A 15384-nucleotide genomic window follows, 5' to 3' on the forward strand; every position below is an offset into this window, starting at 1 on the left:
TGTGAGGATACTACTCTCCGGTATTGTTAATAATTAAGCGGTAGAGTTCCTCTGGCGAACTGGCATTAATTAGCTTTTCAACAACCTCATCGTCACCCAGGGCGATAGATATACGAGCGAGAACTTTTATATGTCCCGCTCCGCTGTCGGCTTCTTTTACCGCAAAAAGAATAACCAGCTTAACATCTGAACTATCCATGGTTTCCCAGTCGACATTATCCTTCAGTTTTGCGACGGCTATCCTTGTTTCATTGACCCAACAGGATTTGCCATGAGGAATGGCTATTTGGTTTTCAAAACCAGTCGATCCCAGGGCTTCACGAGCCAGGACATCTTTAATAAAACCTTGTTTATTATCAATGACGCCTTCATCGCACAGCGCCTGAGTCAACTGCTCGATGACGTCGATTTTACTTTTTGCCTGCATCTCAGTAATAACGCAGGCCTTACTTAACAGATCGCTGATTACTATTTTATTTAACATATTCACTCTCCTGAGTCTGGCGTTTGCTGAATAAGGCTTCGGTCACCCGAATGATGTCTTTCGCAGAAAATAGTGCGGAAACATAGGCAACAGGGATCATCATTTCCTCTATTCGGATGGTGGATATGATTAGGTCGCACTTTTTTTCAGCTAACGTCTCCTTTAATCGACTGCCGGGAACAATGTCGATAATCTCCCAGTCGGGGAAGGCTTTGGTAATCCGGCTGTACAGGAGCTGAGATGTACCGACTCCGCTTGAACAGACAAGGATGATTTTCTTATTTTCTTTAATCTTTTCGATTGCCGCCTGGATGTATACCGTTAAATAGGCGACTTCATCCTCAGAGGGGGGATCGTGTTTACTGTAATTATTGATTTGCATAGTTGCGTTTCTGACCGCTAAAAATACCGGAGAGAGTTCTTTTTTAATCTCATCCAGCAAAGGGTTATGAATAATGATGCGGAAAGCCAGACGGTTCAACATCGGCTTAATATGCATAACCAGAGCGTTCAAGAGCGGCTGATCGGAGATTAAATCACATTTAAGCAGCTGCGAAAGTAGACTGGTTAACTTAATGGCATAATGTAACGCTTCCTGGTCCTGCACTCCTCTGTCAGGATGGACGGCATGAACGGGATGCTTGCCGGATGAAACAAGATATTGATAAATATAATTAATCTCGATTTGCGGGAACCTGAGCGTATATTTCTGCTCAAGCCATGCGATAGCTTTTTCAGCAATCTGCCATTCCTTGTTGTCATGCACTGGCGCAGCTTCATCAGCCGGGCAAACGATTCTCTTCTCCAGACGTCTGATGGTGACCAGTAAATGTGAAAACAGATTGGTATAGTAGGGCTCGCTAATGGCGCAGGTTAATTCATCCTCGATAAATGCAATCAAATTGATACAGTTGGCCACGTTGTCTTTACCAAATTCTTTGATAAGCTGTACGCGAGAGAACCTATCGATTCTGCTATCGGTCATGTGATAGTTACATAAAACGCTATGAGTAATGATCTCCTTAAGCGCCATGCGGATGTCATAGTCATTACCGTCAATAAACGTACCGGTATGGTTCTTTATCATTCTAAGGGAGAAACACTCTAGCCATTTTTCAACTTTAATTAGGTCTTCCACAATGGAAGAGCGACTGATGAAGTATTTCTCAGCTAAAAAGCTGATAGATAATGGCGTGGGAGAATGCGTCAGCAAATCGGTCGCAATGCCCACCAGCCGCTTGTTTTTAAGTATGTTTACAACCTGCGCATCCCCGGAGATAAGGGGGAGGGGAACAACGTCGTTCGCCTCAAGCTTCAGGCCCAGACCGGGTTTACTGAGTACAGAATGACCTTTATCAGTGAAATAAAGGTTAATAGCTTCAACATCTCGTCTGAGCGTACTGACTGAAGTATTGAGTATTTTTGCCGCCCGGGAGGTGGCCAGCCAGCCACTTTCCTGCGTTAAATGATTGATTAATGATATTTGTCTTTTACTGAGCACTTTCATTATCCGCTCCTACAAAGATAAGTTGGCGCCTTAATGACGTTAGTTATAGCGGCTGGCATGACAAAGGGAAATACCAGGAGATGAACATATGTAAACCATCATAATGAACAGCAGGCAACAAGGCAGATACATCATTATACGTGGAGATATGTAAGAAATTGTCCCTGATGGAAAAGAATATAATATCTGAATAACACGCTGTGGGGATGATATGATTAGAATGTTCTTTTTGTTAATTCTTTATGTTGATCTTTTACAAAAAGAGCGCAAACCTCAATGAAGCTAAAACTAAAGCTATTATTAAAATTGATAAAGTGATCCAAGGGGATTTTGCGGTTTTAAATAAAACGACAGCGATCGCTACAGAAAATATCACCACCACGGTACTATGAATCTCAGTTAAATCTAAAGCATAAAAGGAAGGGGAATGGCAACAATAAAGGATGTTGCACAGCTTGCGGGGGTTTCAACCGCGACGGTTTCGCGCGTTATTAATCAAACTGCCTGGGTTGAACCGGTAACGCGTGAGCGTGTTGAAAAAGCGATGCGTGAACTGAATTATCATCGCAATGCCGCGGCGCTGGCGCTGGCGAAACGCAGCGGCGATATGCTCGGGTTATTGACCGGTAACCTTGCCGATCCCTTTTTCGCTCGCCTCGCCCGCGGCGTCGAGGAGGTCTCACGGCAGGAACAATTCCGCTTGATGGTATGCAGCGGCGGGCATGATGAAGGGATGGAAAAAGCCGGGCTGGATTTTCTAATCAACCAGGGCTGTGAGGCGATCGTGGTCCATGCGAGCAGATTGGCGGAAAAGGAGTTGCTACGTTATGCCGCCCATTTCCCCGCGATGGTGGTGGTAAATCGCTATATTGCCGGGATGGCCAATCGCTGCGTCTGGCTGGAGAACTGCGAGGCCTCAAAAAAGGCAACGCTGCATTTACTTGAGCAGGGGCACCGCTGTATTGCCTGCGTGACGAGCGACTTACCGATAATCGATCGCCGCGAGCGGCTGGAAGGCTATCGCCAGGCGCTAGCGGAATACGGCATTACCCCGGACAGGAGCTGGGTGATAAGCGTTCCTTTTAACGAAGAAGGCGGCGAACGCGCGGCGCATCAGCTTCTTAACTGCGGGATCCCTTTTACCGCGGCGGTAACCTTTAATGATGTGATGGCGGCCGGCATCATGCGTATCCTGCATCTGAAAGGCATTACGCTACCGCAGCAGCTTTCAATAGTCGGGTTCGATGATGTGGTGATGGCGCGTTATCTCTATCCGGCGCTGACAACAATGCATTACCCGGTTGAGCGAATGGCGCGTTGCGCTTCGCAGCTGGCGATCCAGCTCTTTAAAGGCGCCACCCAGCAGCCCTGCGTCAATAGCTTCGCTGCGGAGCTGGTGGTCCGCGATTCCGTTCTTTCTCCCGGGAGCGGTAGTTAAATCGTCAAGCCTCACAAGTGTGATCGGCTTCAAATTTAATAGTCTCATGTAATCGCTTACATGAAGGCGAACGGAGGATCACAGTCAGGCAAAAGGGGGGGCAGTTACCCTTGAACGACCTTACAGACTGGAGTTCTAGTTATGAATGCCTCTCAAAAGCAGAAAAAAACGCTCTCATTTGGCCTGGCCACCGTCCCTATTTTAGCCATGCTAATGCTGTTAATTATTGGCTACGGCATCATGGGGTTGCGAATCGAACCGCTACTGCTCTGTTCCGCTGCCGTAGCCGCCGTATTAGCCTTATGGCAGGGCTTTACGTGGGAAGAGATCATTAGTTCGGTCGTGGATAAACTGGCGAAAGCGATGCCAGTCATTATGATCCTCATCTGCGTTGGCGCTTTAATTGGCACCTGGATGTTCAGCGGCACCATTCCTTATATGGTGTATTGGGGGCTTAAATTAATCAGTCCTGAGTATATTCTTATTGCCGCATTCTTTTTGACCAGCGTCGTCTCGGTGTGTACCGGAACATCATGGGGATCGGCGGGAACGGTGGGGGTGGCGCTGATGGGGGTCGCGGCCGGGCTGGACGTCTCCCTGGCGGCTGCTGCCGGGGCGGTGGTATCCGGGGCTTACTTCGGCGATAAAATTTCACCGCTGTCTGACTCCACCAACTTCGCCGCTATTGTCGCCGATACCACGCTCTTCGAGCATATTCAGCACTTACTATGGACCACAATCCCCAGCTTTCTGCTTGCCGCGGCGGTATATCTTATCGCCGGTCACAGCAATATGCTGGGCGAGGTCGCGACGCCGCAGCGGGTCACCGATATTGTCAATGCGCTGGAGTCGCTGTACCGCTTTAATATCGTTTTGATTTTACCGCCCGTCATTGTTCTGTGGGGAGCGGTTCGCAAAAAACCGGTCATTCCTTTAATGCTGGGCGCCTGCGTGTTAGCCCTGATTCTCGGCGTCGTGATGCAGGGGCTTAGCCTTAAGCAGGGGTTGGATGCCTTTATTGACGGTTTCAACATCTCCATGTTCCCGCAGGGGAGCGAAGGCATCATTGCTGATGTGCCGCGACTGCTCAACCGTGGCGGTATGTTCTCTATGATGAGCACCATTCTGCTGGTGTTTTGCGCTTTCTCCTTTGCCGGCGCTTTAACCTTAACGGGGGCGCTCAACATTATTATCAACCGCCTATTGACGGTTATTCACAGCGTCGGTCAGCTCATCGCCGCCACCATTGGCACCACTATTCTGGTAACTGGCGCAACGAGCGATGGAAAACTGGCTCTTCTGGTACCCGCTGAATTATTCAAAGATGCCTACCGGCGTATGGGGCTGGATACCAAAAATCTTTCTCGAACCATCGAAGATGCGGGCACCGTTATTGAGCCTTTATTACCCTGGACCTCTGCCGGGGTCTATATGGCAACGACGCTGGGAGTGAGCACCCTGGATTTACTGCCCTGGGCGGTTCAGTGCTATGCCGCCATCTTCTTTGCCTTATTTTTCGGCTTTACCGGAATCGGTATCGCGAAAACCTCCCCAGCCGCAGAAAATGCAACGAATATGCTGGCCACAGAACAGGAAGGGAAGCCAGATGGACTTTAATAAAATAATTGATCGCCACCATACCGGATCGCTGAAATGGGATTTTATGACGCGCTATTTTGGCGAAGAAGCCACTGAACTGTTGCCGATGTGGGTTTCCGATTTTGACTTTAGCTGCCCGCCGGACGTTCAGAAAGCCTTAGTTCAGCGTATTGAACACGGTATTTTTGGTTACAGCGAACGACCGCAAACCTACTATGACGCATTAATCTCATGGTTCTTAACGCGGCATCAGCTGGCTATAAAACCAGAGTGGATATGCAGTATTGAAGGGGTGGTTCCCGGATTATCCCTCCTCGTGCAAATGCTGAGCCACCCCGGTGAAGGGGTGGTGGTTCAGGGACCCTATTATGGATCTTTTGCCAAAATTATTTCGCTCAACGGTAGACGCCTGCTGGATAATCCGCTCTATGAGGAGCCTGACCAGGGCTACAGAATGGATCTCGATCATCTGGAAAGGCTGTTTCGTACAGAGCGCCCGCCGCTAATGATCCTCTGTAATCCGCATAATCCAACCGGTCGGTGTTGGTCAGCTCTGGAACTGAGCGAGTTGCTCCGGCTGTGTGAAGAGTATGATGTTATTTTAATTTCCGATGAAATCTGGGCCGATTTACTGCTTCCAGGGGAAGCATTTACTTCGGTCTTGCATTTAGAGGAGCGCTGGCATTCGCGCGTGATATCCGCCACCTCCGCCAGTAAAACGTTTGGTTTATCTACCCTACGCATTGCGAACTTTCTCATACCGTCGCCGGCGCTGCGTGAACAATTTATGCGCCGTCTCGATGCTCATGGACTGGACGTCTTCAATGCGTTGTCCATTGAAGCGAGCACAGCTGCGTGGCAACACGGCGCTCCCTGGCTGGATGAGCTACTGCGCTATCTGGCAGAAAATCGACGGTGGTTTATTCAGCAGGTTGAGCAATATCTACCGTGGGCGCGCATCATCCCTGCTCAAGGGACGTACCTGCTATGGATAGACTGCAAACGGCTGGGACTGGACGATGAACAGCTGAAATGGCTCATGGTGGATGTTGCGGGTATTGCCCCTTCAATGGGAAACAGCTTTGGCGCAACCGGCAGCGGTTTTATTCGCCTTAATCTCGGGTGTCCGCGCGCGTACCTCGAAAAAGCGGTGGAGGGACTGAAACGCATTGCTTTTACAGCATAAATAACATTGCCTTCGGTGAGTCCGTCTAAGCGAAGTTCCTGTCGCCCGTTTTAATGCGCAGGTGCTGAGAGTCTGTCCTCCCCCTGTCAGGGTTAAAACGGTGCATTCCTGCTTACGAATGCACCGTTTCCTTTTTTGCGATCGAACAAATCGCGATGCCAATTAAAATTAACAGCGTGCTCAGTAAGTGATAGAGGTGCGGCCGGGTATGTAAAAACAGAATACTCAATATCCCGCCAGACAGCGGAATAAGGTGAGTGTAAATTTCACCGCGAGTCGCGCCAATGGCGGCGATGCCTTTGTTCCAGAACAAATAGGCCAGCCACGAGGGGAAGATAACCAGATACGCCAGGCCGGTGAGGAAAGAGATATCGTGGTACGCGGCGAACGAGGTGGCGGGGTGTCGCCATAGCCAGAAAATGACCACCGGAAGCAGAATCAGGGCGCCGATAAGTGAACTGACGGCGACGAAAGCGTTGGCGGGAATACGCCGATCTTTATTACGCAGCAGAGAGCAATAAACCGCCCAGCTTAGCGCAGACCCCATGGCCCACAGGTCGCCCTGGCTAAATCCTTTGAGTCCCTCGGCGTTGGTCAGATTGCCGTGCAGCAGAAGCAGCAGTACGCCTGCGGTGCTAAACGCAACGCCGCACCAGTTACGCGCTGAAACCCGGTCATGGAAAATCAGACGGTTAATCATCAGCACCATGCAGGGGGTCGCCGACATATAAATTGCGGCGTTTAGCGCGGAGGTGGTCTGCAGACCGATATAGAGGGTTAGCGGGAAACTCACCTGCCCACACAGCGTTAAAATCAGCAGCGTCGATGCATTTCCACGCAATAAACGCCAACTCTCGCGGATTTGACGTTGATAAAGCCCTACCAGCAGCACGGCGGTTAGCGCCCACCTTGCTTCCGTCATAACAATCGGATCTGCGCCCTGAACGAGAATATGCCCTACAACATAATTCCCTCCCCAAAACAGGGCTGCCAGCGTAAGTAACAGGTAGGGCATGCTGATTCCTTGCATCGCTTTAAACTGTACTACATGGTAACTACGTTTTTTTTAAAACATCAATTAAATTGGACGTTTTTTTTAATTTTCATGAATAATCAATGGGTAGCGGCGTCATTCAGGATGGCTATCATCATTACTATCCCTTCCGCAGGTGCTGGCTTTAACCACCTTGAGAAAATATCGCGAAAAAACTGATAGAGACGCGCCTTATCGACAGGCTCTCTTCACTGGCAGCATAAACGATACGCACTGTACATTCTTATCTTTTTAATTGCTGAAGTCGCTCGCCGTTAATTTAAAACGAGGGCTGCGTACTTTGCCGGTGGCTTAAGGTATTACGACTCTAAACGGGAGCATTTATTGCTGCAAAGAGATATACCAGTGGGAGGGGTTATAGCAATACTCTGGGGGCGTCATTTGGGGGGGGTTATCGAAAGCATGAAAATAGCAAAATGACGCGATTATCTCAAAAACTCTCATTATAAATAACCCCGACGTGATGTCAGGGTCATTAAAGCAGGAGCGCGCTTTAAACGGCGTAGACGTTACCCGCTGAAGGACCCTTCTGGCCATCTTCAATGGTGAATTCGACTTTCTGGCCTTCGCTCAGGGTCTTAAAGCCACCGCTCTGGATAGCAGAAAAATGGACGAAAACATCCTTGCTACCGTTGTCCGGAGTGATGAAACCAAAACCTTTTGATTCGTTAAACCATTTTACTAAACCAGTCATTTTATTAGACATTGATAATACCTCAACATATCTGAGCCTTACGGCGAAAAGGGTTTTCGCACAGAATCAAATTAATAACGATAAGGAGACTCAAAAGGAAGAATTATCAACGGATAACACTTAAGATGAGGACTGCTTTACTAAACCGCTTTATTATGTCTGTATGCTAAACCGACCCCTCATTAGTCACACACATCACTATAGATAGCAAGACTTATTTCCAGGTAAATATCCTGATAAAGCTTTTTGCTGCGCCAGGATATCTGGATGGCTAAAAATTGATTTGCTTATTATCGCTATCCGTGCATTAATGGCCTAATCTGTGCGCGATAAACGAACATCAAACTCTACTGAGCAGTTCTCATGACCAGGCGCTATCGCTGATATCCCCTCCTTTTGAGTCCAAAATTTGATCCTGTACGTTTCTCTCAATTTCATGCTGTGTAACTGGAGGGAGTATGTCCTCAAGAATTAAAGGTCTGGTGAAGTGGTATAATGAATCGAAGGGGTTTGGTTTCATCTCTCCTCTTGATGGCAGCAAAGATATCGCCGTTAATTACTCAGCGCTTCACGGCGATAACTTTAATACCCTCTTTGAAGGGCAAAAAGTTGAATTCGCCATACATCGCGGTGATAAAGGTCCAGCGGCGACGAAAGTTATTCTGTGCGATAAAGAGATATTTTAGAACGATGACCATGAGAGGAGAGGGCATCGATTGTGCCATCTCGACGGCTGCGGTTCGCCGTGGCAGAAGCCATCCCGAACTGACAGAAAAATTATCTCTCCCGGCCACTAAAGCGGCCTGCGATGCTGCCAGGCAGAATGCCCTGATAAACGTTCACATGGTCGAGAGTGAATTACCGACCAGCAGACCGGCCGGTAATAAACGAAGTGTGGTGAGTGAACTGACGGAAGCTTAGCGAAATAACTTACTGCTTCGCCGGGATAATCAGCACCTGACCCGGATAGATCTTATCGGGATGCGTCAGCATCGGTTTATTGGCTTCAAAAATACGCTGATAGTCATTAGCCGAGCCGTACATCGCTTTTGAGATGGCGCTCAGGGTATCGCCGGATTTCACCGTGTAATAACGGCTTTCCGCTCCGCTCTGCGTCACATTAACGCTATCATTGACCTGGCCTACCCCGGTGACGTTACCCACCGCCACCAGAATTTTTTCTTTATCTTCCTGTGAGCCGACGTCGCCCGTTATCGTTGCGGTGCCATCGTCCGCGACATCAATATTCACTTTTTCAGCGCCGGGCAGGTTAAGGTTATCAATGTGTTTTTTCAGCTTTTCGGCCCGATCTTCCTTGCTGCCGCCAGAAACCGCATCCCAGATTTTCTCGCCCGCGTCTTTCACAAAACTTAATAATCCCATCGTTCCATACCTCCATTACTGCTTCATGATTAATATTTTCATCAGACCCAATAATCCAATATCCAATATAGATAAGTGCAGGATGCCTCCACCGTAGCGGCAACGTCTTAAAGAAGCGCAACCTGCCATTGAAGTATATGCAATAAGCGTCAAAGTGCAGGATATTTGCCTTAAATTCTCCGCGATGGCGCGGCATCAACGCTAGTCATCACGGCCATTATGCGATCCGTTTTGCAACGATATCGGTACCGTAGCAACGCCTTACCAGGCTGCGAAGAGAGCATAGATAAGGGCTGTAATGCTATTTTTTGCCAGGAGGAGACATACTGAATGCCTTAGCTAAAGCATGTTAGGATGACGACTCCTTTCCTCTGAAATAAGGACGTCAGCATGAGCAAGGTGGTACGGAAAAATTATCCTCAACTGGGTGAAGTCAAGGCTCCCTACGTTCACTCGGTAACGCACGGAAACACGCTCTATATTTCAGGGTTAACCGCGTTCGGCACGCAGGCGCAGCAGGGGAGCATCGCCGCCCAGGCGGAGGAGATCTTTAAGCAGATCAGAACCATCGCTGACGCAGAAGGCGTTGATTTTTCATCCCTGATTAAAGTCACTATTTTTATAACCTCATTTGCTGAGATCGACGCATTACGCCGGGTTCTCTATCAAAACTACGGTGACCATCTGCCTGCCAGCTCTCTCGTTGAAGTCAGCCGCCTCTTTTCACCCGACCTTAAAATTGAAATTGAAGCGATTTTCGGCCTCTGAAGGACCGCCCATGGCCGGGAGGCGGCAAATAGCTTTATCAATTTATTTGAAGTATTCGGTTAAACAAACGATATTTATTCTCACCTGGTTACGCGTAGAGTAGTGGGATACGCGGCAGACACGCTTGTCATAAGGCGCGCTCTACCGACGACTCCCTGCAAACCAGGAAACTTCGTCATGAAAAAGATTGGCTTTTTATCATTTGGTCACTGGACGCCGTCGCCGCAGTCCGGAACGCGTTCAGCCGCTGATGCGCTGTTACAATCCATCGACCTTGCCGTCGCCGCCGAAGAACTGGGCGCGGACGGCGCCTATTTCAGGGTGCATCATTTTGCTCGCCAGCTCAGTTCCCCGTTTCCCCTGCTGGCTGCGATAGGGGCGAAAACCAAAAAAATTGAAATCGGCACCGGCGTGATCGATATGCGTTATGAAAACCCGCTGTATATGGCAGAGGATGCGGGTGCGGCGGACCTCATCTCCGGTGGCCGCCTGCAGCTGGGTATCAGCCGCGGCTCTCCGGAGCAGGTTATTGATGGCTGGCGCTATTTTGGTTACGTCCCGGGCGAAGGCGAAAACGAGTCGGATATGGCGCGTCGTCACACCGAAGTGCTGCTGGACGTCCTGCGCGGAGAAGGTTTTGCGAAACCCAATCCGCAGCCTATGTTCCCCAACCCGCCGGGGCTGCTGCGTCTGGAACCGCATTCCGAAGGTCTGCGCGAACGAATCTGGTGGGGCGCCGGTTCGAATGCTACCGCGAAGTGGGCGGCAACGCTGGGTATGAACCTACAAAGTTCGACGCTGAAGGATGATGAAACCGGGGAACCGTTTCACATTCAGCAGGCGAAACAGATCCGCGCCTATCGCGAAGCGTGGGCACAGGCGGGCCATACCCGTACGCCGCGCGTCTCGGTTAGCCGCAGCATTTTCGCCCTGATGGACGATCGCGATCGTCTCTATTTCGGTTCAGGCCGTGACGAGAGTGATTCGATCGGTTTCCTCGATGAGAAAACCCGCGCTATTTTCGGCCGCAGCTACGCCGCAGAGCCGGACAAGCTCATCACGCAGCTGAAACAGGATGAGGCCATCGCCGAAGCGGATACGCTGCTGTTGACGGTGCCGAACCAGCTGGGCGTGGAATATAATGCGCATGTCATTGAGTCGATTCTGAAGCACGTTGCGCCGGCAATGGGCTGGCGCGATGCCTGAGTTAGTCGCGGTCGATGCCCCGCCGGCAATCGCTGTGCGGGGCGAAATCGTCTACGGGATCCTCTTCGGCTGTAGCTGGTAGGTCCAGGCGGTCACTCGCTGACCCTCATCGGTGGTGACTTCAACAGCAACGCGATCGTAGCCCTCTTCGAACGCATCCAGCATGGCCCAATGGGCCTCGAGATTCGCCGACAGAAACAGAAAGCCGGGCACCCGGGGGCCGTTTTTGTCGAGAACAATGCCCGGAAAATCTGCTGCTGCTCCCCAGCCGCGTTCATAAAAGGTGCCGGTGACGTAGCCTGGCTGCCACTCTCCGCCAATGCTGTCCATAATATGGGCGTTAGAGTGGCCCGGGCGCAGCGTGCCGTAGACAAATAAGCGTTCCATTATCCCTCATTAACTCAAGCGTTGAAGACCCAAACGGGCAGAACAGGCCATAAAATACGAACTCTGGCCTGGGTTGGCAAGGCGCCCCGCAGAGCGCCTTATCTGTCAGGGCGCTGGCCCGAACATCTCCCGCAGCTGCTGTTCGTCGGGCATGCCGATGACCTGCTGGAGCTCATTCTGCTCATTCATGTAATAAATAGCCGGCGTCGCGCTGGCGCCCAAATCATCCATCAGTTTTTGATGATGCTGAAGAAGATTAAAGGTGTCGCGTGGAGTAACGCCCTCAAAATGCGGCACTTTTTTGCCGCCTGAAAGCTCATACTCTCGCCACGCGGCGGCCGGATCGCGCGCGTTCAGGATCGCCGTTGCGTATCTGCCGCTTTTCGGATTGAGAAAAGCAACGAGCAGGGTATTTAGCTGGACCTTGCCCGCTTTTACCCACGGCTGCGCCGCCGACCAGAACGCTTTGCACCAGGGGCAGAAAGGATCGGCAAAGACAATGATTTTTCTGGCAGCCGAATCCGCGCCTTCCTTCAGCGGACGAGCATTATTCAGCGTCTGCCACATTTTGCGGCCTGAAGGGGTATAGATGGCTTCCTGAAAATAGGCCTCGCTAAGGTTTTTACCTTTTTCGTCATACAGATATCCAGAAATCACGTGCTTTCCGTCCGGCGTCAAAAACAGGGTCACCCCCATATCCTGATACTGGCCGATCCACCCTTTTACCCCGCCGGGCGAATCGATCTCTTTAATCATGGCGATCCCTTGCTGTTCGCCAAAATTTTTCACTATCTGAGGGAGAGCTTCCCCGGCAGATGCCAGGCCCGGCATTATCCAGGCCGCCAGCAGTAGAATATATTTCATCACATTACCTCTGAATTCCGGGGGCCCCCCGGAGAGGGTTACTGTTTTTTCAGCGCGTCGCTGACCATGGCGTCAAATTGCTCCCAGGGGATCCAGCCCGACAGCATCTCGTCGCCAACGATTGTGGCTGGCGTACCCTGAATGCCGAGCTTTTCGGCCACCAGCAGGCTTTGCTTAATCGTCGCCAGGCTTTGTTCATCCGGCGTTGCTACGCTGACCCCGGCCTTCGTCTTGGCTTGCTCAATGCTGGCGCCGTCGTGATATCCCTTTTTTGCCATCAGGATATGGTTAAATTTCACAAACTGTTCAGGATGCGCACGCCACAGAGTTAGCGCAGCCCTTGCCGAAGTCAGCGAACTTTCAGAACGCCAGGGCAGAAATTTAAAGACCACGGCAACATCCGGATATTTCTCGACAATCTTCTGCAGATACGGGTCAAACTTTTTGCAATACGGGCAGTTGTGATCCGTAAAAACGACCAGCGTCAGCTTCGGTCGCTGCGCGCCGATACGCGGCGAGTTGGGATCGTGAAAGATAACATCGCCGTACTGAGTAAGAACCTGCTGAAGCTGTTCCTGCCCGGCAAGGGCATTCTGCCGATCGAGCTTTTCGGCGGCGGCGATCAAGATTTCGGGATGATTAAGCAGCGTCTCCTGCACCAGTGCCTGGACGCGAGCCTCCTGCGCAGGGGTAAGCGGCGAAGATGCCAGTGTCGGCAAAGAGGCCGAAAGAAGAGTGAAAGCAAGCAGCGTTTTTTTCATCGTAAATTAACCTTTGGCACGGCTGAGGGCGTTGAGGACGGTTTGTTTATCGAGCAGCGGCGACAGTATGTCGCCTTGCGGCTGGCCTGGGCCGTAGACCTGATTAAACGGAATGGCGTAGCGATTTCTGCTTTGCAGGAAACGGGCGATCGGTTCGGAGGGCAGACTCCAGTCCCCGCGCAGCGCTACTACGTCGGGCTGGGAGAGCGCGCTAATGATGGCGGGCTGATTTAATACCCGATGTTCATTCACTTTGCACGTCACGCACCAGTCGGCCGAAATATCGACAAAGACCCGTTTGCCCGCCGCCAGCGCGTTCTGGATAGCCTCCTCGCTAAGGGGCTGCCAGCGGATCGGCTGAGCCATTGCCTCCGTGGTAGCGCGCGCGGGCTCCCCTGCCAGCAGGCCGCGAAGCTGGAAGCCGGCAAACGCCGCCAGCGCAATAATCACCAGCCAGAAGGCAGATGTCGTACGCTTATGGGTTACCCGTAGGGCGGCCAGCGCCGCCAGGGTAAGAACCAGCGCAATAATGCCGCCGGGGGTCTCACCCAGATGGAGGCCCAGCAGCGTCGTCAGCCAAAAACTGGAGGCCAGCATCATGAGGCCGAGCGCCATTTTCAGTGAATTCATCCAGCGACCGGGGCGCGGGATCAGAGCGGCCGACCCGGGCAACAGGGCGACGAATAGCCAGGGGATGGCCATACCCAGCCCGAGCGCCAGGAAAATTAGCCACAGTTCCTGCAGTGGGGCAGCAAGCGCAAAAGCGACGGCGGTCCCCAGGAAGGGGGCAGAGCAGGGGGTCGCCAGCAGCGTGGCAAAAATGCCTTCACAGAAACTGCCCGCCATGCCGGTGCCGCCGGCGGTCGCCATCCGGTTAACGGCTGATGACGGTAGCAGCACCTCGAAGACGCCAAACAGGTTGAGCGAAAAGATAAACGTAACGGCAATCATTAAGCCGATAAACCAGGGGTTCTGGAACTGGATCCCCCAGCCCAGGGACGCGCCGGTAAGCTTCAGTATCGTTACCATCAGCGCTAGTAGGGCAAATGAGGTCAGAATACCTGCGCTGGTAGCAAGAAAACGCCGCCCGATCGCGCGCTTATCTGACCCGGACTGCAGCACGGCGCTGAGCTTCATGCCCATTACCGGCAACACGCAGGGCATCAGGTTAAGAATTAATCCGCCGATCAGGGCAAAAAGCAGCATCTTCCAGAGGCTAACCGTTGAGGTTGGCGCAAGATCTGCGCCGATCGTCAGACTGGTCTGCTGCGCCTTTGCGCCATTTGTCAGCACCAACGACAGCGCTTTCCCCGCAAGGGTTGCGGGCTCTTCCCCCCATTCATCGGTTACCGGTACCGTTACCTTGAGGCTGGCGCCCTCGGTACGGAGGCGCGGAGCGCCAGCGATTATCCCGCCCTCCATGGGATCAAAAAAGATAGCGGGGTTTTTCCACTCACCGACCGTGGTGGCGGTTATCACCAGGTCGCTGCCGACCCGATGCGCGGCGAGATCGTCCGACACGCCTTTATCAGTCGGAATGGTTCGCATCGCCTGTGCAAAAGCCTCCTGAAAACCGGCAGTGGCGGGCTGACTCAAATCCAGACGCAGCCTGTAGTCGGTTAACAAACAGACGTTGTTGCAGGTGGATAGCGTGAGCGTACCGTCCAGCAGGTCGCCGGGAACGGCGGTGATGATTATCGGGATAACGACCCGCTGATGGTAGCCCTGGATCGTCAGACCGGAAATCTCGAACCTTGAGGGAACCGGCCAGTACCACTGCGCCTGTTCACCGTTATGCCAGACGATTTGCGGGGCGACGCCGCCCTCACCCGGCGAGCGCCAGTAGGTTTTCCAGCCGGAAGCCAGCTCAATAGAGAGCAGGGCGTCGATCCGATCGTTCTTTTTCTCCGCCTGGAAGCGGACCCGGGCGTGGTCGTTCTGTGGGGATGTCAGCCATCCGGTGTCTGCCGCATGAGCAACGCTCGCGCAGGTCAGCAACAGGAAGACGAGGCCCCTGAAGATATTCAGCATTATTTTCTCCGTGAATTAAAAA

15 protein-coding genes are annotated in these 15384 nt (G+C 51.8%); 6 read left to right on the forward strand and 9 right to left on the reverse strand.

Annotated elements, in window-relative coordinates:
• Positions 1-10 precede the first annotated feature (10 nt).
• Together KO1_RS09970 and KO1_RS09975 are read right to left on the reverse strand one after the other, a co-directional pair.
• The gene (locus KO1_RS09970; protein WP_004100834.1) at positions 11-484 is read right to left on the reverse strand and encodes a PTS sugar transporter subunit IIA; all 474 of its coding nucleotides are present in this window, start codon (positions 482-484) and stop codon (positions 11-13) included.
• Positions 474-1991, reverse strand: coding sequence for a BglG family transcription antiterminator (locus KO1_RS09975; RefSeq protein WP_024273990.1), 1518 nt, complete (start codon positions 1989-1991; stop codon positions 474-476). The genes KO1_RS09970 and KO1_RS09975 overlap by 11 nt, the downstream gene beginning before the upstream one ends.
• Before the next feature lie 427 nt (positions 1992-2418).
• Between KO1_RS09975 and KO1_RS09980 the strand changes: the two genes are divergently transcribed.
• From KO1_RS09980 to KO1_RS09990, 3 genes are all read left to right on the forward strand, one after another.
• Positions 2419-3429: a LacI family DNA-binding transcriptional regulator gene (locus tag KO1_RS09980; protein ID WP_024273991.1), complete on the forward strand. Its 1011-nt coding sequence runs from the start codon at positions 2419-2421 to the stop codon at positions 3427-3429.
• Positions 3430-3570: 141 nt separating this feature from the next.
• Positions 3571-5046, forward strand: coding sequence for a Na+/H+ antiporter NhaC (nhaC, locus tag KO1_RS09985; RefSeq protein WP_017146173.1), 1476 nt, complete (start codon positions 3571-3573; stop codon positions 5044-5046).
• Complete coding sequence (locus KO1_RS09990) at positions 5036-6214, forward strand: MalY/PatB family protein (RefSeq protein ID WP_004100842.1); 1179 nt, start codon at positions 5036-5038, stop codon at positions 6212-6214. Before nhaC ends, KO1_RS09990 begins: the two co-directional genes overlap by 11 nt.
• A 112-nt stretch (positions 6215-6326) precedes the next feature.
• Here KO1_RS09990 and KO1_RS09995 read toward each other — a convergent pair whose 3' ends face one another.
• Together KO1_RS09995 and cspE are read right to left on the reverse strand one after the other, a co-directional pair.
• Positions 6327-7229 carry a DMT family transporter gene (locus KO1_RS09995; RefSeq protein ID WP_004112000.1) on the reverse strand — a complete coding sequence of 301 codons (903 nt, stop codon included), beginning with the start codon at positions 7227-7229 and terminating at the stop codon, positions 6327-6329.
• A 532-nt stretch (positions 7230-7761) separates the two neighbouring features.
• Positions 7762-7974, reverse strand: coding sequence for a transcription antiterminator/RNA stability regulator CspE (gene cspE, locus KO1_RS10000; protein ID WP_004100844.1), 213 nt, complete (start codon positions 7972-7974; stop codon positions 7762-7764).
• 446 nt (positions 7975-8420) lie between these two features.
• Here cspE and KO1_RS10005 point away from each other — a divergent pair, with 446 nt between their 5' ends.
• Entirely contained in the window at positions 8421-8648 is a 228-nt protein-coding gene (locus KO1_RS10005; RefSeq protein ID WP_004100846.1) for a cold shock domain-containing protein, read from the forward strand.
• 244 nt (positions 8649-8892) lie between these two features.
• Here the strand turns inward: KO1_RS10005 and lysM are convergent, their stop codons facing one another.
• Positions 8893-9345, reverse strand: a complete 453-nt coding sequence (gene lysM / locus KO1_RS10010) for a peptidoglycan-binding protein LysM (RefSeq protein ID WP_004100853.1) — start codon at positions 9343-9345, stop codon at positions 8893-8895.
• 390 nt (positions 9346-9735) lie between these two features.
• On the opposite strand from lysM, the gene KO1_RS10015 reads away from it, so the two are divergent.
• Both KO1_RS10015 and KO1_RS10020 read left to right on the forward strand, forming a co-directional pair.
• A complete protein-coding gene (locus tag KO1_RS10015) occupies positions 9736-10113 on the forward strand; it encodes a RidA family protein (protein ID WP_004100855.1) in 378 nt (125 codons plus the stop codon).
• A 177-nt stretch (positions 10114-10290) separates the two neighbouring features.
• Positions 10291-11319, forward strand: a complete 1029-nt coding sequence (locus KO1_RS10020) for an LLM class flavin-dependent oxidoreductase (protein ID WP_016807364.1) — start codon at positions 10291-10293, stop codon at positions 11317-11319.
• A gap of 51 nt (positions 11320-11370) precedes the next feature.
• On the opposite strand, the gene KO1_RS10025 is transcribed toward KO1_RS10020, so the two are convergent.
• The 4 genes from KO1_RS10025 to KO1_RS10040 all read right to left on the reverse strand — a co-directional run bounded on the left by KO1_RS10025 (position 11371) and on the right by KO1_RS10040 (position 15362).
• Complete coding sequence (locus tag KO1_RS10025) at positions 11371-11706, reverse strand: gamma-glutamylcyclotransferase family protein (protein ID WP_024273992.1); 336 nt, start codon at positions 11704-11706, stop codon at positions 11371-11373.
• A 105-nt stretch (positions 11707-11811) separates the two neighbouring features.
• The gene (dsbG, locus tag KO1_RS10030; protein ID WP_004100860.1) at positions 11812-12570 is read right to left on the reverse strand and encodes a thiol:disulfide interchange protein DsbG; all 759 of its coding nucleotides are present in this window, start codon (positions 12568-12570) and stop codon (positions 11812-11814) included.
• A gap of 38 nt (positions 12571-12608) precedes the next feature.
• Positions 12609-13331, reverse strand: coding sequence for a DsbA family protein (locus KO1_RS10035; protein ID WP_024273993.1), 723 nt, complete (start codon positions 13329-13331; stop codon positions 12609-12611).
• A gap of 6 nt (positions 13332-13337) precedes the next feature.
• Entirely contained in the window at positions 13338-15362 is a 2025-nt protein-coding gene (locus tag KO1_RS10040; RefSeq protein WP_064406922.1) for a protein-disulfide reductase DsbD family protein, read from the reverse strand.
• Positions 15363-15384: the final 22 nt, after the last annotated feature.

Origin of the sequence: Klebsiella oxytoca NBRC 105695 (assembly GCF_001598695.1) — a bacterium.
GTDB classification, from domain to species: domain Bacteria; phylum Pseudomonadota; class Gammaproteobacteria; order Enterobacterales; family Enterobacteriaceae; genus Klebsiella; species Klebsiella oxytoca.

Bases quoted from the DNA above. Each gene is read 5' to 3' on its own strand.
- KO1_RS10005 (WP_004100846.1), top strand. From the start codon at position 8,421: ATGTCCTCAAGAATTAAAGGTCTGGTGAAGTGGTATAATGAATCGAAG.
- KO1_RS10035 (WP_024273993.1), bottom strand. From the start codon at position 13,331: ATGAAAAAAACGCTGCTTGCTTTCACTCTTCTTTCGGCCTCTTTGCCG.
- KO1_RS09990 (WP_004100842.1), top strand. From the start codon at position 5,036: ATGGACTTTAATAAAATAATTGATCGCCACCATACCGGATCGCTGAAA.
- dsbG (WP_004100860.1), bottom strand. From the start codon at position 12,570: ATGAAATATATTCTACTGCTGGCGGCCTGGATAATGCCGGGCCTGGCA.
- KO1_RS09980 (WP_024273991.1), top strand. From the start codon at position 2,419: ATGGCAACAATAAAGGATGTTGCACAGCTTGCGGGGGTTTCAACCGCG.
- KO1_RS09970 (WP_004100834.1), bottom strand. From the start codon at position 484: ATGTTAAATAAAATAGTAATCAGCGATCTGTTAAGTAAGGCCTGCGTT.
- lysM (WP_004100853.1), bottom strand. From the start codon at position 9,345: ATGGGATTATTAAGTTTTGTGAAAGACGCGGGCGAGAAAATCTGGGAT.
- KO1_RS09975 (WP_024273990.1), bottom strand. From the start codon at position 1,991: ATGAAAGTGCTCAGTAAAAGACAAATATCATTAATCAATCATTTAACG.
- KO1_RS10015 (WP_004100855.1), top strand. From the start codon at position 9,736: ATGAGCAAGGTGGTACGGAAAAATTATCCTCAACTGGGTGAAGTCAAG.
- KO1_RS10040 (WP_064406922.1), bottom strand. From the start codon at position 15,362: ATGCTGAATATCTTCAGGGGCCTCGTCTTCCTGTTGCTGACCTGCGCG.
- nhaC (WP_017146173.1), top strand. From the start codon at position 3,571: ATGAATGCCTCTCAAAAGCAGAAAAAAACGCTCTCATTTGGCCTGGCC.
- KO1_RS10020 (WP_016807364.1), top strand. From the start codon at position 10,291: ATGAAAAAGATTGGCTTTTTATCATTTGGTCACTGGACGCCGTCGCCG.
- cspE (WP_004100844.1), bottom strand. From the start codon at position 7,974: ATGTCTAATAAAATGACTGGTTTAGTAAAATGGTTTAACGAATCAAAA.
- KO1_RS09995 (WP_004112000.1), bottom strand. From the start codon at position 7,229: ATGCCCTACCTGTTACTTACGCTGGCAGCCCTGTTTTGGGGAGGGAAT.
- KO1_RS10025 (WP_024273992.1), bottom strand. From the start codon at position 11,706: ATGGAACGCTTATTTGTCTACGGCACGCTGCGCCCGGGCCACTCTAAC.